Annotated in this window: 19 protein-coding genes; 1 reads left to right on the top strand and 18 read right to left on the bottom strand. The window is 36.7% G+C overall.

The genetic code is table 11. The features are described 5' to 3' along the window. Nucleotides 1-2: 2 nt before the first annotated feature. From AAFN87_RS02185 to deoC, 7 genes are all read right to left on the bottom strand, one after another. Nucleotides 3-1109: a sporulation protein YqfD gene (locus AAFN87_RS02185; protein ID WP_347789348.1), complete on the bottom strand. Its 1107-nt coding sequence runs from the start codon at nt 1107-1109 to the stop codon at nt 3-5. Next, nucleotides 1102-1335: a hypothetical protein gene (locus AAFN87_RS02180; protein WP_347789347.1), complete on the bottom strand. Its 234-nt coding sequence runs from the start codon at nt 1333-1335 to the stop codon at nt 1102-1104. The genes AAFN87_RS02185 and AAFN87_RS02180 overlap by 8 nt, the downstream gene beginning before the upstream one ends. 57 nt (nt 1336-1392) lie before the next feature. Then, nucleotides 1393-1863: a hypothetical protein gene (locus AAFN87_RS02175; protein ID WP_347789346.1), complete on the bottom strand. Its 471-nt coding sequence runs from the start codon at nt 1861-1863 to the stop codon at nt 1393-1395. Nucleotides 1864-1898: 35 nt separating this feature from the next. Continuing rightward, nucleotides 1899-2900 (bottom strand): flotillin-like protein FloA, encoded by a 1002-nt coding sequence (gene floA, locus AAFN87_RS02170; RefSeq protein WP_347789345.1) that lies wholly within the window; start codon nt 2898-2900, stop codon nt 1899-1901. Between the two features lie 3 nt (nt 2901-2903). Further along, nucleotides 2904-4235 (bottom strand): NfeD family protein, encoded by a 1332-nt coding sequence (locus AAFN87_RS02165; RefSeq protein WP_347789344.1) that lies wholly within the window; start codon nt 4233-4235, stop codon nt 2904-2906. Nucleotides 4236-4724: 489 nt separating this feature from the next. Further along, nucleotides 4725-4898, bottom strand: a complete 174-nt coding sequence (rpsU, locus tag AAFN87_RS02160; RefSeq protein ID WP_004227078.1) for a 30S ribosomal protein S21 — start codon at nt 4896-4898, stop codon at nt 4725-4727. A 111-nt stretch (nt 4899-5009) separates the two neighbouring features. Beyond that, on the bottom strand, nt 5010-5678 hold the full coding sequence (gene deoC, locus AAFN87_RS02155; RefSeq protein WP_347789343.1) for a deoxyribose-phosphate aldolase: 669 nt from the start codon (nt 5676-5678) through the stop codon (nt 5010-5012). A 297-nt stretch (nt 5679-5975) separates the two neighbouring features. Here deoC and AAFN87_RS02150 point away from each other — a divergent pair, with 297 nt between their 5' ends. Next, nucleotides 5976-6272, top strand: coding sequence for an excalibur calcium-binding domain-containing protein (locus tag AAFN87_RS02150; RefSeq protein WP_347789342.1), 297 nt, complete (start codon nt 5976-5978; stop codon nt 6270-6272). Nucleotides 6273-6407: 135 nt separating this feature from the next. On the opposite strand, the gene mtaB is transcribed toward AAFN87_RS02150, so the two are convergent. The 11 genes from mtaB to AAFN87_RS02095 all read right to left on the bottom strand — a co-directional run bounded on the left by mtaB (nt 6408) and on the right by AAFN87_RS02095 (nt 19426). Then, nucleotides 6408-7742 (bottom strand): tRNA (N(6)-L-threonylcarbamoyladenosine(37)-C(2))-methylthiotransferase MtaB, encoded by a 1335-nt coding sequence (gene mtaB / locus AAFN87_RS02145; RefSeq protein WP_347789341.1) that lies wholly within the window; start codon nt 7740-7742, stop codon nt 6408-6410. Between the two features lie 16 nt (nt 7743-7758). Continuing rightward, a complete protein-coding gene (locus AAFN87_RS02140) occupies nt 7759-8502 on the bottom strand; it encodes a 16S rRNA (uracil(1498)-N(3))-methyltransferase (RefSeq protein ID WP_347789340.1) in 744 nt (247 codons plus the stop codon). Between the two features lie 67 nt (nt 8503-8569). Beyond that, on the bottom strand, nt 8570-9511 hold the full coding sequence (gene prmA / locus AAFN87_RS02135) for a 50S ribosomal protein L11 methyltransferase (RefSeq protein ID WP_347789945.1): 942 nt from the start codon (nt 9509-9511) through the stop codon (nt 8570-8572). 18 nt (nt 9512-9529) lie between these two features. Continuing rightward, the gene (gene dnaJ / locus AAFN87_RS02130; RefSeq protein ID WP_347789339.1) at nt 9530-10651 is read right to left on the bottom strand and encodes a molecular chaperone DnaJ; all 1122 of its coding nucleotides are present in this window, start codon (nt 10649-10651) and stop codon (nt 9530-9532) included. Between the two features lie 250 nt (nt 10652-10901). After that, a complete protein-coding gene (gene dnaK, locus AAFN87_RS02125; protein ID WP_347789338.1) occupies nt 10902-12737 on the bottom strand; it encodes a molecular chaperone DnaK in 1836 nt (611 codons plus the stop codon). Between the two features lie 78 nt (nt 12738-12815). Next, nucleotides 12816-13406, bottom strand: a complete 591-nt coding sequence (grpE, locus tag AAFN87_RS02120) for a nucleotide exchange factor GrpE (protein WP_347789337.1) — start codon at nt 13404-13406, stop codon at nt 12816-12818. Nucleotides 13407-13428: 22 nt separating this feature from the next. Further along, the gene (gene hrcA, locus AAFN87_RS02115) at nt 13429-14448 is read right to left on the bottom strand and encodes a heat-inducible transcriptional repressor HrcA (protein WP_347789336.1); all 1020 of its coding nucleotides are present in this window, start codon (nt 14446-14448) and stop codon (nt 13429-13431) included. A gap of 89 nt (nt 14449-14537) precedes the next feature. Next, a complete protein-coding gene (gene hemW, locus AAFN87_RS02110; protein WP_347789335.1) occupies nt 14538-15683 on the bottom strand; it encodes a radical SAM family heme chaperone HemW in 1146 nt (381 codons plus the stop codon). A 128-nt stretch (nt 15684-15811) separates the two neighbouring features. Continuing rightward, complete coding sequence (locus AAFN87_RS02105; protein ID WP_347789334.1) at nt 15812-16141, bottom strand: geranylgeranyl pyrophosphate synthase; 330 nt, start codon at nt 16139-16141, stop codon at nt 15812-15814. A 533-nt stretch (nt 16142-16674) separates the two neighbouring features. Next, nucleotides 16675-17976: an NCS2 family permease gene (locus AAFN87_RS02100; RefSeq protein WP_347789333.1), complete on the bottom strand. Its 1302-nt coding sequence runs from the start codon at nt 17974-17976 to the stop codon at nt 16675-16677. A 211-nt stretch (nt 17977-18187) separates the two neighbouring features. After that, a complete protein-coding gene (locus tag AAFN87_RS02095; RefSeq protein ID WP_347789332.1) occupies nt 18188-19426 on the bottom strand; it encodes an MFS transporter in 1239 nt (412 codons plus the stop codon). Nucleotides 19427-19437: the final 11 nt, after the last annotated feature.

Below are 19437 nucleotides of genomic sequence, written 5' to 3'. Positions count from 1 at the left end.
CATCATTCTCCTTGATCAATAGGATATCGTTTTGCAATATTTTCATTTACCAAAAATAGGACTTTCCCTTTTACTTTACCATCTTCAAAAGTGACGTGCAAAAGGTTTTCTTTTTTTATCCTGCTCTTTGCTGGTAAAGATTGAATCATTTTTTCGTGTAATAATGGTAGTATCCGCGACTCTAAATTTTCTTCAGTTAACGTTTCAACTATTTGTTGTCTTGTTTCCACTTCGGCTATTTGTATATATGGATCTAACCATGATGGCAATTGTATTTTTTTCAAAGCTGTTTCGGGTGACTTATCAAAAAAAGTTACCTTCCAATCCTCTGCCGTTACGACTTCATATTTTACAGTAGAAGGTACCGTAAAATCTGTTTCAAGCCAATAATCAGCATACACCTCACCTACTGCTCCAACGATTAAGTAATTATCTCCTTGGGCAATTACGCCGGAAACTAATGTATCGCCTGTATATACGGTTGTGTTTGGCGTTACTTTTCTTTCACCGCTCGTAATATTAAAATGTGTAATAACACCACTGTTCCCAGCCACTAGATGATAGTAAGCATCCTTTTCAGCTTTTACGATATTTTCAGGAGCAAGTTGTGGAGTAATTGTCATTTTGCTACCGATTTTTGAGACATGCACCCAGGAAAACTCCCGAAACTCCTGCATAATTAGTTGGCGCACTTCAGTGTCAGAAGGCAAACCTCTTTTAAGTAACGGTGCTGTAAATTCATTTTTCAGTAATCTTTCAACAGCAACTTTTTTTTCTGGTGTCTCAGCATGTACATCAATTGTCCACATCCATTCATTACATACAATGGGCACAATCCATAAGCATAATAGCCCAATAAATGTCGTTAGCTGCTTTTGCAATAATACATCTGGTGCAGTGTAGCGCAGCTTTAATTTCAATCTATATTTCCTTCTTGCTTGGCGGAGTACATGTAATTTATTACTCGATATTTCGAATTGTAATGTTTCTTTTTTTGTTTGCACATGGCGAATTGTTACGTGGTGACTATGTAAATACTGTAGCAGCTCATGCATCCGATCATCCTTTTGCACAGTTACACGAATACGGCGATAATTGAAATTATACATACCGTTCAATCGTCACCTTATGCAATTTTTTACACGTTACACTAAAACCATTTGTCGCCAACACATTAACTGTTACTTGTTCTCCGTTAATATGCACCATAAAATCGTCTAGCATGCATGTACACGCAGTTTCAGTGGCGTTCAAAAGTGTATAATTACCATGCCACTTAAATTGCTTGTAGTCCGTTATTTCAAGAATAGGCGCATTTTGAAATAATTTTTTCAACTAAAAAGCCCCCTTTTGACGTACTATATGCGACGGCAAAAGAAGGCATGTATAGGATTATCGGTTTGGCCTTTGTTTCGCTTTCGGAGGTCCTAAAATTTCGGAAGTAATAACCGCCTGCATAAGCGCCTGTTGCGTAGTAGGTGTTACAAATACAGGCTTAGTTTTTTCTTGTATTTGCTTCACTCTAGCAGTTTGCTCAATATTTTCACGCTTTTGACTTCTTTCTTGCCTTTTCACTGGCTCTGCTACTACTTGCTTTCTAGTTTCCGGCTGTTGTACTTCTACTGGCTTTGGTTTTAGTACTTCGCGTACAACTTCTGGTTGCTTTTGTTCTAGCCGACCGAATATTTCATTGGCAAAGTCCTCAAGTGATTTAGGAGCAGCTGTAGTAGCTTGCCGAGGTTCTTGTTTAGGAACCGGTTGCTGACTAAATGGTGGCATTTGCTTCGTTTCTTTAGGATTTCCTTTTTTACTAAAGACTGAAGAAATAATCCCGATGATTATAATTATAATTAACGATTCCATTTAGCAAACACACTCCCTTCTACCTATGATCTTCATTATTTTTGTGAAGTATCTGGTTTATCTGTAGATTTAGCAATTGAATCACGCATTAATGTATCAGCTTGAATGTTTTTATAGTTCATGTAGTCCATAATACCAAAGTTCCCTGATCGTAATGCTTCTGCAATCGCCATTGGTACTTCTGCTTCCGCTTCAACTACTTTTGCTTTCATTTCTTGTACTTTTGCTACCATCTCTTGCTCGTTTGCTACAGCCATTGCACGACGTTCCTCAGCTTTAGCTTGTGCGATATTTTTATCCGCCTGCGCTTGCTCGATTTGTAGTTCTGCACCGATGTTTTTACCGATATCTACGTCAGCAATATCAATCGATAAGATTTCAAACGCGGTACCTGAGTCTAATCCTTTTGCTAATACTGTTTGTGAGATTAAATCTGGATTTTCTAATACTTTTGAGTGTGATATAGATGATCCGATCGTCGAAACAATTCCTTCACCAACGCGGGCAATAATTGTATCCTCACCCGCACCACCTACTAAACGGTCTAAGTTTGCACGAACTGTAATACGCGCCTTTGCTTTTACTTCAATACCGTTAATAGCCACACCAGCGATAAATGGTGTTTCAATCACTTTCGGGTTTACTGACATTTGTACAGCTTCTAATACGTCACGTCCGGCTAAGTCTATTGCTGCTCCACGTTCAAATGATAATTCGATATTTGCACGGTGCGCAGCGATTAAAGCGTTAACTACGCGGTCTACATTACCTCCTGCAAGGTAGTGAGACTCTAATTGGTTAATGGATACATCAAGCCCAGCTTTATGAGCTTTAATTAACGGATTGACGATACGAGACGGAATTACACGACGTAATCGCATCCCAATTAATGTCAAAATACTTACACGAACACCTGCTGCTAGTGCACTAATCCATAGTGCAACTGGTACGAATGTGAAAAATACAGCTAGTGCGATAAAGACAATTACTATTGTAACTATTAAACCAATTACCCCAGCATCAATTGCAATATCCATTTTCTATTCCCCCGCTTTTTCTTTATATTCTCGCACAACGATACGCGAGCCTTCTACTTTAATAACTTCTACTTTCTTTTCTACATCAATATAGCTACCTTCAGATACAGCATCAATGCGTTCAGCACCTACAGAAATTACGCCTGCTGGTCGAAGCGGTGTTAACGCCGTACCTATTTTGCCGATGAGCTCAATGCGATTAACATTCGACACATATCCTTCTTCTGTCGTTGTTGCATCTTTTAATACAAGCTTATTGAAAACATGCAGCTTTTTGCCAAAGAATTTCATAATAATCACCATTCCTATAACTGCAATAAACATTGCAATTAAAATCGAATACGCCATATGCACAAAGTTAGCGCCTGCAAATAATAAACTAATAATCATTAATGCACCACCTATAATACCAATTATGCCACCTGGTATAAAGAGTTCCGCGATTAAAAGTGCTAAACCAACAACAAATAATATAATCGTCTCATAGCCAGCAAAGCCAGCTATTGTATGACCAAAGAAAAATAGTCCGAGTGATGATAAGCCCATTATACCCGGTACGCCAAATCCTGGTGAATACAATTCTAACACTAAACCGAGACTGGCAATAGATAGTAAAATTGGCACAACAACTGGGTTCGTAATAATACGTACAATCTTCTCAGCAATCATAGGATTCAAATCAATGACTTCACTATTTGCTAAACCAGCATGCTCTAGTACTTCTTGCATATTGTGTACAGTGCCATTGGAATATTTGACTTCTTTTGCTTCCTCCGCAGATAATGTTAAAAATTTACCTACTGGAGCACGATATTTTTCCATATCTATATTTTTATTCGCCATCGCTTCTGCATAGATTGGTTTACGTCCAGAAGATTCAGCTGCTGCTTTCATTTGGGCAATCCATGCGCTTTGTGCTTTTTCTTCTGCTGCGTTTCCTGCAGAGTCAATGATTCCTGCAGCTCCAATTGTTGCACTTGGCATCATATAGATTTCATCAGCATGTAGGGCTAGGAACGCACCTGCTGAATGCGCTTTCGTATTAATGAAGGCGATTACTTTCAGCTTAGATCGTGCTTGGTCCATGAGTTTTGCAATTTCATCAGCTGCATCTGTGAAGCCACCAGGTGTATGTATTTCCAACACGATTGCTTCAGCATTATTCTTTAATGCCTCGTTAAATGCGCGCTGTAAAAATGCTTGTAGCCCTTTCTCAACTTCTCCTTCGATTGGGACATGATACACCTTACTACTCGCAAATGTCATTGATGGAGCAATTAATACTAATGACATGATTAATAGTAACAGCCAACCAATCATTCGTGTCTTTTTCACTCGTTTCTCTCCTTTCTTAAATTATTTGTTAGCTACATATACGACTTAAATGCAGAAAAGTTTCAAGAAAGTGAAAAAAAGGCTCTTTTTTATATATTACACTATTTGAGATTAAGAAACGAAGCAAAATGCAGGTTAAATTGTAATATATAGAAAATAATAGATAATAAAATTAATACCTATTAATTATTACTCACTTTGATATTTATATTATTGAGCGAGATATTTATCGACTGCTTTATTAAGAAAATGTGCAGCTACTTTTTTTACTTTTTCAGTAACATCAAGCTTTTCGCTAAGTTATATTTCGACAATTACACCTACGTCGGCTAAAACAGCTTTACTGATTGTATAGAACTTTATTAAAATTTCTCTTTACAAAACAAAATAACCCACAATATGCTATGCACATTGTGGGTTAATCATTGTTGTCTGCTCAGTGAATCATAAAATTGCGTGTTTTGAACGTAGGGATTTTATAGGAAAAAATTACCACTTACGTTTACGTGCAGCTTCTGATTTCTTTTTACGTTTAACGCTAGGTTTTTCGTAGAACTCGCGCTTTCTAACTTCTTGAATTGTACCACTTTTTGATACAGTACGTTTGAAGCGGCGAAGAGCATCTTCAAGCGATTCGTTTTTGCGAACGACAGTTTTTGACATCTCTCTTTCCCTCCCTCCGAACACACGTCAATACAAGCACTAACTAGCTGTTAGTGTGTACTAAAAGATTATATCGTAATGTTTTAATGCAGTCAATAGAAACTATTATATTTAATAATTAGAATCTGAAGTTAAACCATTCATAATTGCAACACCAGAACTTGCGCCAATTCGAGTTGCGCCATGTTCAATCATCTTTTGCATATCTTCTAAGCTACGAACGCCACCTGAAGCTTTTACGCCTATGTTTGGTCCTACAGTTTTTCGCATTAAAGCAATATCTTCAGCCGTTGCACCGCCAGTAGAGAAGCCTGTTGATGTTTTTACAAAATCAGCACCAGCTTCTACACATAATTCACAAGCCTTTACTTTTTCTTCATCAGTTAGTAGACATGTTTCTAAAATAACTTTTACTAATGTACCGTTTGCTGCATCTACTACAGCTTTAATATCGTCTCGTACTAAATCGTACTCGCCATTTTTTAAAGCACCAATATTTAGTACCATATCGATTTCACCTGCACCGTTAGCAATTGCATCTTTTGTTTCATATGCTTTTACAGCCGACGTAGATGCGCCTAAAGGGAAGCCTATTACAGTACAAACTTTCACTGCTGTTCCATCTAAAAGTTCTGCACAATATTTTACCCATGTCGGATTAACACAAACTGATGCAAACACATATTTTTTTGCTTCTTCACAAATTTGTGTAATTTGATCACGCGTTGCATCCGCTTTTAATAAAGTGTGATCAATCATCTCTGCATAATTTTGAGTCATGTAAATAGCCCCTTTTTTAATATATTTATCTGTTGTACGTACAACTATATCATATCATTCATTATAAATTAAAATAAATAAACAGACTAGTTTTTCAATTAGTATATGGTTAATTAGATACGCTTAAACTACTATTGTTTTTTTGCTTTATTGCTCAAATTAGTGGTGAACCGGCTCTTCACCATAACTTAGGAATAAATTCAGTGACAAAATCCACGATATTGTAATTTCGGTTAATTATAGTAAAGTTGTATTGGTAGATAAATTAACTAATCATATTCTAAGGGGCGAATAATAATGAAAAAATCAGTATTACTATCAATGTCTTTAGCATTAGGATTAACTTTGGCAACATCGACGCAATTTGATCAAGCAGAGGCTGCAACAAAAGAAGTGAAATACAGTACATGTAAGGAATTAAATAAAGTCTATACTAATGGAGTAAGAACTTCAAAGGATACAAAGAATGCAGTATTTAGCAAGAAAGAAAAGAAAACTAATTACAAAGCAACTAAAGCAGTAGTAAATGCCAACCTATATAAATTGAACACTCACTTAGACAATGATAAAGATGGAATAGCGTGTGAGAAATAATACTTCTCACATTGGCACATATTGTGTTATTGGGAAAATCAAAAATCTACAAAATAAAAGCATCTCCTATAATAAGCCTAAAGGAGATGCTAACGGACGTTTTTTTATATAATTTACAGTTTGTTATATTATCTATTATTGCACTTGTTCTTCAAGTAAACGCACAAATTGACCTTCATTGTAAGGGTAACCAGCTTTTGTAATTTTTACTTTTACTAATTTGCCGACCATTTCTTCTGTTGCTTCAAATACAACTTTTAAATAGTTTGTTGTGTACCCCACATAAAGATTTTCGTTTTCCGATTCTTTAAAACGTTCTTCTGGAATAACTTCTAACACTTCACCTTCGAAGCGAGAAGCATACTCTTTTGCTAATTGGTCGTTTAACGCAATTAGACGGTGCACACGCTCGTTTTTCACTTCTTCGTCTACTTGGTCCTCCATACGTGCTGCAGGAGTTCCTGTACGTTTAGAATATGGGAAAACGTGCAGCTCTGAAAACTTATGATCACGAATAAAATTATACGTTTCCATAAATTCTTCTTCCGTTTCTCCAGGGAAACCAACGATGACATCGGAAGTAATCGCTAAATCTGGTAGTGCTTCTGCTAAACGTGTAATACGTTCTGCGAAAAATTCCATCGTATATTTACGACGCATACGTTTTAACACTGTATCAGAACCCGATTGGATCGGAATGTGTAAATGATTTACAACGATTTTTGAATCACGTAATACTTCAATCACTTCATCCGTTAATTGTGATGCCTCAATTGATGAAATACGTAAACGTTTTAAACCTTTTACTTGAGATTCTAGGTCACGTAGTAATTGTGCTAAGTTATAGTCTTTAAAATCTTGTCCGTAACCTCCTGTATGAATACCAGTTAGTACGATTTCTAAATAACCAGCGTCTACTAATTGCTGAGCCTGACGAATAACTTCTTGAGGATCACGAGAACGCATTAAACCACGTGCCCACGGAATAATACAAAACGTACAGAAGTTATTACAGCCTTCTTGTATTTTTAATGAAGCACGAGTACGGTCTGTAAATGCAGGAACATCCAATTCCTCATATACACGGTTTTTCATAATATTGCGTACAGCATTAATTGGTTGACGCTCTACACGGAACTCGTCAATTAATCCGAGCATTTTCTCGCGGTCTTGTGTCCCAACGACGATATCAACACCTGGAATCGCCATAATTTCTGCTGGTGAAGTTTGTGCATAACAACCTGTCACACAAATAACAGCATCAGGGTTTTGACGAACAGCACGTCGAATGACTTGACGTGATTTTTTATCCCCTGTATTTGTTACAGTACATGTATTAATGACATAAACATCTGCTTGATGCTCAAATTCAGTACGTTCATATCCTTGCTCTTTAAAAAGCTGCCAGATTGCTTCTGTTTCGTAATGGTTTACTTTACAGCCTAATGTGTGAAAAGCCACTGTTGACAAGGCTTGTACACCTCTTTCATTCAAATTCATATGATATTGCAGATAATGCGTATAATGGCGCAGTTTCTGCCCGTAAAATTCTTGGACCGAGTGACATTGTTTGAGCGCCTGCTGCTAGTAAGCTCTCACTTTCCTTACGTGATATACCACCTTCGGGACCGAAAATACATAAAATTGATTTCAATTCATTATCATACACTTTTTTTAGCTTATCCGCAAATCTTGTGCGTATTTCCTGTTTAGCATCTTCTTCATCCGCTATAAAGACTGCATCGTAATTTGGAATAATTAATAGTAATTGTTTAAACGTTATTGGACTATATATTTTCGGGATATGCGTTCGATGCGATTGTTCAGCAGCTTCTTGTGCAATTTTTTGAAGACGTTCTGTTTTCTTTTCCCCTTTTTTATCATCCCATTTTACGATAGAGCGTTCTGCAGAAAATGGAATAAGGGCATGCATCCCTAACTCAGTTGCCTTTTGTGCGATGAGCTCTAACTTATCACCTTTTGGTAAGCCACAAGCAATATCTACGTGAATAGGCATTTCTGAAGAAGGAATGACTTCGCCTGTTTTTTGCACTGTAACATCTGTGTCGAGGTTAGTTATTTCACAAACAAACGCCGTATTATTATTTACAACTATAACTTCCTCGCCAACTGTCATACGCATTACTTTACTAATATGGCGCGAATTTTCTCCAGAAATTGTGCACTGTCCAATATCATTAAAAGGTGTTTCAACGAAATATCGCTGCATATTAATTTCTCCTTTTCACATAGAAAAACAACAGCTACGACTGGTAGCTGCTGATTTACTACAACCTTTATTTCGGACGACGGGCAATAATTGCAACCCAGTCTTCCATCATTAATACTTCTTCAATAATAAAGCCTGTTTTTTCAAGTGCCGCTTTAACATCATCTTTTTTCGCACCGATAATACCAGATGTCACATAAAGTCCGCCTGGCTTAACAATCGAGAACGCATCATCTGTGAATGTCATAATTATTTCTGCTAAAATATTCGCTACAACAACATCTGCTTGTTCTTTTACTGTATCAAGCAAATTGCCATGGAATACTTCAACTGTATTTTCTACTTTATTTAACTCTACGTTTTCACGCGCAGAACGAACTGCTACTTCGTCAAGGTCAAGCGCATGCACGCTTTTTGCTCCTAGCATTGCAGCACCGATAGATAGCACACCAGAACCCGTTCCAACGTCTACAACTGTATCGCCAGCTTGTACTACCTTTTCTAGCGCCTGTAAACACATAACTGTTGTTGGGTGAGTACCTGTACCGAAAGCCATACCGGGATCAAGCTCAATAATTAGCTCATCCGTAGAGACAGGTGCATACTCCTCCCATGTCGGGACAATTGTAAAGCGCTCCGAAATTTTCACGGGGTGATAGTACTGTTTCCATGCCGTCGCCCAATCTTCTTCGTTTACTTCACTCGTTGTTAAAATATTTTCACCGATGTTAATATCGAAATTTACAAGGTTGGCGATTGCAAGTTTGATTTCTTCAACAGTTTCAGCTAAGAAGCTCGTTGCGGATAAATATGCCTTCACTATGACACCAGTTTTTGGGAAATCAAGAGGATTCAATGCATAAATTTCTCCAAACTGATCAATTCTTTCTTTTGTTAATTCTATTGAGTCTTCAATAACAACGCCGCTCGCGCCTGCCTCATGTAAAATATTCGATACTGCATCTACTGCTTCATGCGTTGTTAAAATAGATAGCTCTGTCCATTTCACTTGCAATCATCCCCTCTTTTATTCGCCTTTTAATTTTTTCTTAATTTTATCGAGTAGTGAGCTACCGTGCTCTTCTGGAATATCGCCACTAATTTCTGCAAAATCACGTAATAATTGCTTTTGCTTTTCAGTTAATTTTGTAGGTGTCATCACTTTTACAACTACGTATTGGTGACCTGTTCCATAACCGTGAACATTTTTTACACCTTTATCTTTAATGCGGAATTGTGCACCTGATTGTGTACCCGCTGGAATTTTTAATTTTACTTTCCCATGCACTGTTGGTACTTCGATTTCATCACCTAACGCAGCTTGTGGGAATGTTAATTTTAATTCATAGTAAATGTCGTCGCCGTCACGTTCGAAATATTCGTGATTACGTACAGAGAAGACGATATATAAATCTCCTGCCGGACCGCCGTTAATACCTGGCTCACCTTGACCTGCTACGCGCAGTTGTTGACCATCATCGACTCCTGCTGGAATTGTAACTTTAATTTTTTTACGTTTTTGTACAGTGCCAGCACCGCGACATGTTGTACATTTCTCAACAATAATCTTCCCAGCGCCACGGCAACTTGGACAGCTACGTTTATTTACCATACGTCCAAATGGAGTGTCCACTGTTTGATTAATTTGCCCTGCACCATTACATTGCGAACACGTTTGTGGTGTAGTTCCTGGTTTTGCACCAGAGCCGTTACATGTATCACATTTTTCTTCATTTGGAATTTCGATTTCTGTTTCTTTCCCAAACACAGCATCTTCAAAATTTATATTCATGCGGTATTGTAGGTCGTCGCCTTTCCGTGGGGCGTTAGGATCTTGACGGCGTCCGCCACCTCCGAAGAATGAGCTGAAAATATCCTCGAAGCCGCCGAAACCATTGCCTCCGAATCCACCTCCACCAAAGCCTGCGCTTGGATCTTCATGACCGAATTGATCGTAACGTGCACGTTTTTGCTCATCTGACAGCACTTCATACGCTTCTGCAATTTCTTTGAACTTTTCATCTGCACCTTGTTCTTTGTTAATATCTGGGTGATATTGTTTTGATAATTTACGATATGCTTTTTTAATTTCTTCTTTGCTTGCTCCCTTTTGAAGACCAAGCACTTCATAATAATCGCGCTTATTCATACTTCACTCTCCGCTCTTTTGCATAAAATCTATTGTAACACGCATCGACAAAATACGCCTTAATTTTCTAATCCATTAATACGCCTTCATCATTCTTCCCGCTTAATAAATAAATTAGTTTTTGATTCATTAAATCCAAACATTATTAGCAAGCTTATTTTGGTTGCTCAAAATGAGTTGCGTATTTTTAATAAAGAAAAGCCAAAGCCGCAAGCGGTCTTTGGCTTTTCATTTTACATGCTGTTACAAATTATTTGTCGTCTTTAACTTCTTCAAAGTCAGCGTCTACGATACCGTCGTCTTTTGTATTCGATTCTGGACCTGCTTCGCCGCCTTGTGCTGCTTGAGCCGCAGCTGCTGCTTGCTCATAAACTTTCATGACTAAAGGTTGTAGAACACCTTCTAATTTTTCTTTAGCAGCTTTAATGCCTTCGATTTCGCCAGCTTCTAGCGCTTTTTTCAGCTCGTCGCGTGCATCTTCCACTGATTTTTTCTCATCTTCTGAAATTTGTTCGCCAAGATCAGTAACTGTTTTGTCCACTTGGAAAACAAGTTGATCTGCTTCGTTACGAAGATCTGCTTCTTCTTTACGTTTTGCATCCGCTTCTGCATTTGCTTCAGCGTCTTTTACCATACGTTCAACTTCTTCATCTGATAAACCAGAATCAGATTGAATAACAATTGTTTGTTCTTTACTTGTACCTAAGTCTTTCGCTTTAACAGATACAATACCGTTTTTATCGATGTCAAATGTTACTTCGATTTGTGGGATACCACGTGGTGCTGGTGGGATATCCGCTAATTGGAAGCGACCTAAAGTTTTGTTATCCGCAGCCATTGATCGTTCACCTTGTAGTACGTGAATGTCTACTGCTGGTTGGTTGTCAGCAGCTGTAGAGAATACTTGTGATTTAGATGTTGGAATCGTTGTGTTACGGTCGATTAATTTCGTGAACACGCCACCCATTGTTTCAATACCTAATGATAATGGTGTTACGTCAAGTAATACGATATCTTGTACATCACCAGTTAATACGCCACCTTGAACAGCAGCACCCATCGCTACTACTTCGTCAGGGTTAACACCTTTATGTGGATCTTTTCCTGTTGCGTTTTTAATTGCTTCTACTACTGCAGGAATACGAGTAGAACCACCAACTAAAATAACTTTGTCTAATTCAGAAGCAGATAAACCAGCATCAGATAAAGCTTGACGAGTAGGAACGATTGTACGCTCTACTAAATCACGAGTTAAATCATCAAATTTAGCACGAGTTAATGTTACTTCTAAGTGTAGTGGACCTTCTGCGCCAGCTGTGATGAATGGTAATGAAATTTGTGTAGAAGTTACACCTGATAAATCTTTTTTCGCTTTTTCTGCTGCATCTTTTAAACGCTGCATTGCCATTTTGTCTTTTGATAAATCAATGCCGTTTTCTTTTTTGAATTCAGCTACTAGGAAATCGATAACTTTTTGGTCGAAATCGTCCCCACCAAGCTTGTTATCACCAGCTGTAGCTAATACTTCAAATACACCGTCACCTAATTCAAGAATCGACACGTCAAAAGTACCGCCACCAAGGTCAAATACTAATACTTTTTGATCTACGTCTTGTTTATCTAAACCGTATGCAAGAGCTGCAGCAGTTGGCTCGTTAATAATACGTTCTACTTCAAGACCTGCGATTTTACCAGCGTCTTTTGTTGCTTGACGTTGAGCATCACTAAAATATGCAGGAACTGTAATAACAGCCTTTGTTACTTTTTCCCCTAAGTAATCTTCAGCATAGCCCTTTAAATATTGCAAAATCATTGCTGATACTTCTTGTGGTGTATATTCTTTATCTTCAATAGTTACTTTTTCAGCAGTACCCATTAATGATTTGATTGACATAATTGTATTTGGGTTTGTTACAGATTGGCGTTTTGCTACTTCTCCGACTTGACGTTCACCGTTTTTGAATGATACAACAGATGGAGTTGTACGGTTACCTTCTGGGTTTGGAATTACTTTTGGTTCTCCACCTTCAAGTACAGCTACGCAAGAGTTAGTTGTTCCTAAGTCAATACCGATAATTTTGCTCATTTGAAATTTCCTCCTAATATTTAAACACGGATTGTGTTATATATGTTTTTATTGTGGCTCTCGAATGCCTTTTAATACTTATTCGTTTACTGATACCATAGCAGGTCGAAGTACACGATCTTTAAGTTTGTAGCCCTTTTGAAGTTCACGTAATACAATGCCTGCTTCTTTGTCGCTATCTTGCTCTTGCATTACTGCTTGGTGGAAGTTTGGATCAAACATTTCTCCTTCAGATGCAATCGCTTCTAGGCCTTCTTTATTTGTTGCTTCTACGAATTGGCGATACACCATTTCAACACCTTTATATAATGAAGTTGCTTCTTCAGATGTCACCTCAACTTGTAATGCACGCTCTAAATTATCTAACACAGGCATTAAATCTGTTAACAAGCTTTGAGCTCGAAACTTTTCCGCTGCTTCGCGGTCAAGCTTATTGCGGCGAAGCAAGTTATCATAATCTGCGCGAAGGCGTAAGTAGCGGTTTTCTTCCTCACTTAGCTTTGCTTCAAGTTCCGCTATTTTTTGCTCGCTTTCATCAACTGCTTCAACTGCTTCTTCAGCTACAACTTCTTCTTTCGCTTCTTCAACTGTTTCATCAACAGCTACTTCGTCCGCTTTTTCAACAGTTGTTTCTTGCTCTAATTCTTGATTTTTAGTCGTTTCAGTCACGTCTTAATCCTCCTCATAGTTGCTACGGCTTCGTCAATGCACGTGACAAGCCATTGCGCATCATATCTAATAATGTAACGACACGTTTGTAATCCATTCTTGTCGGTCCAATAATAGCGATTGCGCCGTACTGCTCTTCACCTACAGAAAACGGTGCAGTAATCACACTACAATTTTCCATTGCCATATGATTATTTTCCGAGCCAATGCGAATTTGAATACCTTTATCTTTAGGCTTGAATAAAGACTGCAATTGGCTTTCTTTATCCATTAAATCCATTAGCATGCGGATTTTATTTAAATCGTGGAACTCTGGCTGGTTCAACATATTTGTTTTACCACCATAATAAATTTTACCTTCTTTTTGACCAGTTGAAACGTTAAGTAATGATTGAATAACTGTATCAGCTGTTTTCACATGCTGCTTTAGTATTTCTAATGCTTCAACTTCAAGTTTTAAATGTAGTTCCTGAAGCGGTACACCTGTCAGCCTATCATTTAAAATATTGACCATTTTTTCAATATCAGAGGGGCTAAATCCATTTGGTAAAGTTAATAGTCGATTTTCCACATGACCATTGTCCGTAACAATAATCGCTACAGCTGATTGTTCCGTAAGCGGGACAATTTGGAATTTTTTCACTTTGTGCTGTTGCACATCTGGTCCAAGTAAAATCGTTGTATATGTCGTTAGCTCCGACAATATATTTGCTGACTCACGAATAAGTTGCTCCATCTCTATCATTTGTTGTTTGAAAACAGATTGGATTTGATTCGCTTCATCAGCTTGAATAATTTGAGGCTGTAATAAATGATCTACATAAAAACGATAACCCTTCTCAGATGGAACACGACCTGAAGATGTATGTGTTTTTTCAAGGAACCCAAGTTCTTCAAGGTCTGCCATTTCATTTCGAATTGTAGCTGGACTAAAAGTAATCCAATCTTTTTTCGAGATTTGGCGTGATCCAACAGGCTGGGCAGACGTCACAAAATCATCAACGATTACTTGCAATATTTGTAACTGCCGATTTGTTAGCATGTTTATCACCTCTGTTAGCACTCGAGTTACCGGAGTGCTAATACTATTATTAAATTAGCAAATCTCTAAATTTATGTCAACGGAATCGCTCAATCTTCTAATAAAAATTGTTGAAAAACTTCATTTCCAACAAAACGTCCTTTTCTTGTAAGGCGAATTCCGACATCATCCTGCTCTAAAAGCCCTTCTTTAACAAGCTTTTCTATTATTTCCTTATAACGGTTAAACATATGTTCACTAAACTTTTCTTCATATTCCTTATATGTTATACCAGCTGTTTTGCGAAGCCCTAAAAACATTTGTTCCTCTAATTTTTCAGCAATCGTTACTTTATGTTCGTGAATTAGTGGTCGCTCTCCACTTTGTACAGTTTCTATATATTTCTTAATTGGACCGACATTTGAATAACGTACACCAGCTAAATAGCCATGAGCTCCAGCACCAAATCCTGCATATTCATCATTATCCCAATAAATTTTATTATGTGTTGATGCAAAGCCTTCTTGCGCAAAATTACTTATTTCATATTGGTGAAGTCCATGTACTTCCATCTGCTGCATGAGTACATCATACATATCCGCTTCTAAATCCTCAGATGGTAATGGTAATTTCCCTTTTGCATATTGAATATAAAAAATAGTTTTCGGCTCCACAATTAGGGAGTATGCAGAATAATGAGGAAGCTTAAGTGCAAATGCGGCCTGTAAAGTATTTTGCCACTGTTCCATCGTTTGATTCGGTAAACCGTACATTAAATCTATGCTAATATTTTCAAAACCAACTTTTTTCGCATTAGCAATTGTTTCATATACATGTTCATTTGAATGCGTACGACCGATTTTTTCAAGCAAGCTTTGATCAAATGACTGGACACCCATACTCAACCGGTTAACACCGCCATTATAAAGAGCTCGTAATTTTTCAACTGTTAACTCATCTGGATTAGCTTCTGACGTAAATTCAGTCACATTATGCATTGGAATATGCAAACGTACTAATTGTAAAAGGCGTGTAATTTGCATAGCTGTTAAAGCTGTTGGCGTTCCACCTCCTAAAAATATCGTTTCTATTTGCTCAAATGCTGTTGGATTAGCACGCACCGTCATTTCCATTTCTTTCCCAAGAGCCTCTATATATTCGTCTACTGGCTGATTTTTGAAAAACACTTTATTAAAATCGCAGTAATTACAAATTTGATGACAGAAAGGAATATGAATATAAACACCTCTAGCCATAAAAATCACTTCCTTTTCTATTATTCCCTTATCTATTGTACTTATTATTGGCGAAATTAAAATATAAAAAACCGTACTCAATTAAGAGTACGGATAACTTTGTAAATAGATTCAATATTTTACGAGTTTTACGACATTGCAAAAACAGGTGTTTGGTTGTTTAACATCATTACTAAATCAATCGCTGTTAATTCAGGTAGCTTTTCTGAAAACTGAAGCGCTTCCTCTTTTGAATTGAATGTAAAAGCTTCAAGCTCTTTCGTTAGCTCGTATTTTCCGTTAATCAAATTTACTAAATACATGCGTATAGTAGGACAGCAAGTTTTCGTTAAATCAAGGTTTTCCCCAGCTAATATAATCCCCACATTATCTGTATTTGGACTTATTACAACTTGTAATGTACTAAGTCCATCTAATTCAAACCATTCAGGAATATTAATTTCGATTTGCTTATTCATAAAATCCATCCCCCAATTGATAGTTTCATTTTTTCTCACCATATATTTAGAAAATCACGATTGTGATGGTGTTTCGATAATCCAAATAAAAATATACAATTATCCCAAAAACCTATGATTAAGTATTATACTTAACTTAATTCACCGCGAGTTTTATTTCATTTGTACTATATATCGCAATATTTTAATGGGCTATATGCAACTATTTAAGATACGTTTAACTCTATTGTACTACAATATAAAATTATTAAAAGTTTAATTTATAAAAATATTTTTACTATTATTAATATTAAGGCAATTAAATATACCTAAAACACTTTTGTTTAATTACAGTACCTTTATAGTAGTTTAAAGGAATTTCTTTTTATTTTTCTGCATTTCATGATTATCTTTTAATAAAAATAGAATAATTATTAAATCAATTGTTATATAACAACATCATGATTATACTATCTTGTAACAATACACAGCACTGAAAATATTAATACAAAAAAATGCCCACTGCATCTAAATTTGCAGTGGGCATTTTTTAATTAGTGAGGTAAGAATAGTAATTGAAACGCAAAAAGTATTGCAAAAACATAAAGCATTGGATGTACTTTTTTTGCTTCACCTTTCACTATTTTCAAGATAGGATAAGTGATAAAACCAAAAGCAATCCCAGTTGAAATGCTAGAAGTAAGCGGCATTAGTAAAATAATTAAAAAAGCAGGGAACGCTTCATCTAATTTATGCCACTCTATTTCTTTAATTGAAGCAATCATTAATGTACCAACGATAATTAAAGTCGGTGACGTGATAGCAGCAACACCAGATACCGCACCTACTAACGGTCCAAAGAACGATGCAATAATAAATAGAATAGCTACAGTTAAGCTTGTCAAACCTGTGCGACCACCTGCAGCAACACCAGCTGAAGATTCAATAAATGCTGTCGTTGGACTTGTACCAAACATAGAACCAACTGTTGTAGCAACTGAGTCAGCTAATAATGCCTTCCGCGCACGAGGCAATTGGTCGCCCTTCATTAAACCTGCTTGCTTTGCGACTCCAACCATAGTACCTGTCGTATCAAAAAGTGTAACTAAAATAAACGAGAATACAACTCCATATAATCCATAAGAAATAACTTGACCAATTGCTTCAATCGGATTCCAAATTAATATTCCTTCTGGTAAATCTGGAATTGCTACCACTTTTTCAATCTGTAATTGATTTGTTAACACTGCTACAATACCAGTGATTACCATACCAATAAATAAAGCACCATTAATATTACGTACCATTAAAATAACAGTAATTATTAAACCGAATAACGTTAGAAGTACACCTGGAGAAGTTAAATCACCTAGCATAACTAAATTGCTATCACTTGCAACAATTATATTTGCCATGCGTAACCCTAGGAAAGCAATAAATAAACCAATACCAGCAGTAATGGCATGCTTTAAATTTTTAGGAATTATTGTTATAAGTTTTTCACGTAATGGTGTTAATGATAAAATTATAAAAATAATCCCTGCCACAAATACGGCTGCAAATGCTGTTAAATAATCAATCTTACCATCAGAAGCCAAAACAACAGCATATGTGAAATATGCATTCAATCCCATACCAGGAGCAACTGCGATTGGATAATTTGCGCAAATTGCCATCCATAATGTACCGATTACAGCAGAAATAATAGTTGCCATAAACACTTGGTCAAGTGGTACACCTGCATCCGATAATATAATCGGGTTTACTACAACGATATATACCATAGTAAGGAATGTAGTCATTCCTGCAATAAGTTCAGTCTTTACATTTGTACCATGTTCTTTCAAACGAAACATCTACATACCCTCTTTCTTAAATACGAACATTTTTTTTAACATCAAATATAATATTCGTTTTTAAGGTCGGATTCAACCCTTTTTCTCAAAGTCATTATTCTCAAAATTATTTGATTACATCCAAATAATTTATTGTCCATTTTGTATAATTTCCCCAATTTACGAGCGAATCACTTTTCTTGTATGCAGATTACTCTTTAACTAATTTGATTCAATTTTGTTTTTTTATTATTACGACAAATAGACTTGCCAATACACAGAAAACACCTGCTAAAAAGAATGACCACGTGTAAGAATCGAAAAATTTATAAATTAAACCGCCACCAAAAGCAGCCGTTGCAGCTCCTGCTTGATGAAATGCAAAAATCCAACCATAGATAATACCACTATTATTTATACCGAAAATTTGCCTCGTTATACCAATAGTCGGTGGTACCGTTGCAATCCAATCTAATCCATAAAATACGGTAAAGATAGCTAGCAAAATATAAGAACCTTCCATCAACGAATATGGCAGTAGTACTAGAGAAACCCCTCTTAAACTATAGTACCAAAATAACAACCATCGATTATCGAAACGATCTGACAACCACCCTGATAGAGTAGTTCCTACTAGATTAAAGACCCCCATAAACGAAAGTAACGAAGCCGCTGTAACTAAAGGTATTCCAAAACTGATACAGTAAGAAACAAAATGTGTACCAATTAAACCACTCGTTGAAAGCCCACAAATGTAGAAACTACCGGCTAATAACCAAAATTCCTTCACTTTCACAGCTATGAATAACCCTTTAAAAGCCAAAACAATCGGGTTTCCCTTCTGCCCTCCATCGCTAACTTGCACCTCTTCTTCAAATCCATATGGAAGAATGCCTGCATCATTCGGTGTGTTTTTCATAAATAAATAAATTATTATTAGCATAATGAAACAAAGGATTATTATTAATCCCATTGCCCAACGCCATGTATAATTATCAATAATAGCAGCTAAGACGGGAAGTAAAATTAATTGTCCGGTTGCTGTACTTGCAGATAGTATCCCTAATGCAAGTCCCCTTCTTTTTCTAAACCAATGATTCGAGACGTATGGACTCACTACCGTTAAAAAAAGACTTGCACCAAGGCCTATAATCACACCCCAAATGATGATTAGATGCCATGATTTATTCATAATTAATGTTAGTGTGGTACCCGTTATCAAAGTTGCCATTGAAACTAACATCATTTTTTTTACCCCAATAACCTCTAACAACGCTGCCATAAACGGGCCTGATATACCATATAAAAACAGACTTATGGCAAAAGCTAGTGCAATAACAGATCGGTCCCAGCCAAATTCACTTTCGAAAGCATTAATAAAAACTCCAGATGAAGAAATGACGATTCCAGCTGCAATAATAGAGAAAAATGTAATAACAAGAATAAACCAGCTATAATGTATACGTTTCATAACTTCCCCCA

Origin of the sequence: Solibacillus sp. CAU 1738 (assembly GCF_039888725.1) — a bacterium.
Lineage (GTDB): Bacteria > Bacillota > Bacilli > Bacillales_A > Planococcaceae > Metasolibacillus.
The sequence above is the reverse complement of the archived record's forward strand: the minus strand, read 5'-3'. Positions and strand labels throughout refer to the sequence as shown.

Excerpts from the sequence above, each read along its gene's own strand:
- AAFN87_RS02150 (WP_347789342.1), top strand. The coding sequence starts at position 5,976 with ATGAAAAAATCAGTATTACTATCAATGTCTTTAGCATTAGGATTAACT.
- dnaK (WP_347789338.1), bottom strand. The coding sequence starts at position 12,737 with ATGAGCAAAATTATCGGTATTGACTTAGGAACAACTAACTCTTGCGTA.
- AAFN87_RS02185 (WP_347789348.1), bottom strand. The coding sequence starts at position 1,109 with ATGTATAATTTCAATTATCGCCGTATTCGTGTAACTGTGCAAAAGGAT.
- rpsU (WP_004227078.1), bottom strand. The coding sequence starts at position 4,898 with ATGTCAAAAACTGTCGTTCGCAAAAACGAATCGCTTGAAGATGCTCTT.
- AAFN87_RS02100 (WP_347789333.1), bottom strand. The coding sequence starts at position 17,976 with ATGTTTCGTTTGAAAGAACATGGTACAAATGTAAAGACTGAACTTATT.
- AAFN87_RS02095 (WP_347789332.1), bottom strand. The coding sequence starts at position 19,426 with ATGAAACGTATACATTATAGCTGGTTTATTCTTGTTATTACATTTTTC.
- hrcA (WP_347789336.1), bottom strand. The coding sequence starts at position 14,448 with ATGCTAACAAATCGGCAGTTACAAATATTGCAAGTAATCGTTGATGAT.
- dnaJ (WP_347789339.1), bottom strand. The coding sequence starts at position 10,651 with ATGAATAAGCGCGATTATTATGAAGTGCTTGGTCTTCAAAAGGGAGCA.
- AAFN87_RS02175 (WP_347789346.1), bottom strand. The coding sequence starts at position 1,863 with ATGGAATCGTTAATTATAATTATAATCATCGGGATTATTTCTTCAGTC.
- floA (WP_347789345.1), bottom strand. The coding sequence starts at position 2,900 with ATGGATATTGCAATTGATGCTGGGGTAATTGGTTTAATAGTTACAATA.
- AAFN87_RS02105 (WP_347789334.1), bottom strand. The coding sequence starts at position 16,141 with ATGAATAAGCAAATCGAAATTAATATTCCTGAATGGTTTGAATTAGAT.
- deoC (WP_347789343.1), bottom strand. The coding sequence starts at position 5,678 with ATGACTCAAAATTATGCAGAGATGATTGATCACACTTTATTAAAAGCG.
- AAFN87_RS02140 (WP_347789340.1), bottom strand. The coding sequence starts at position 8,502 with ATGCAGCGATATTTCGTTGAAACACCTTTTAATGATATTGGACAGTGC.
- hemW (WP_347789335.1), bottom strand. The coding sequence starts at position 15,683 with ATGGCTAGAGGTGTTTATATTCATATTCCTTTCTGTCATCAAATTTGT.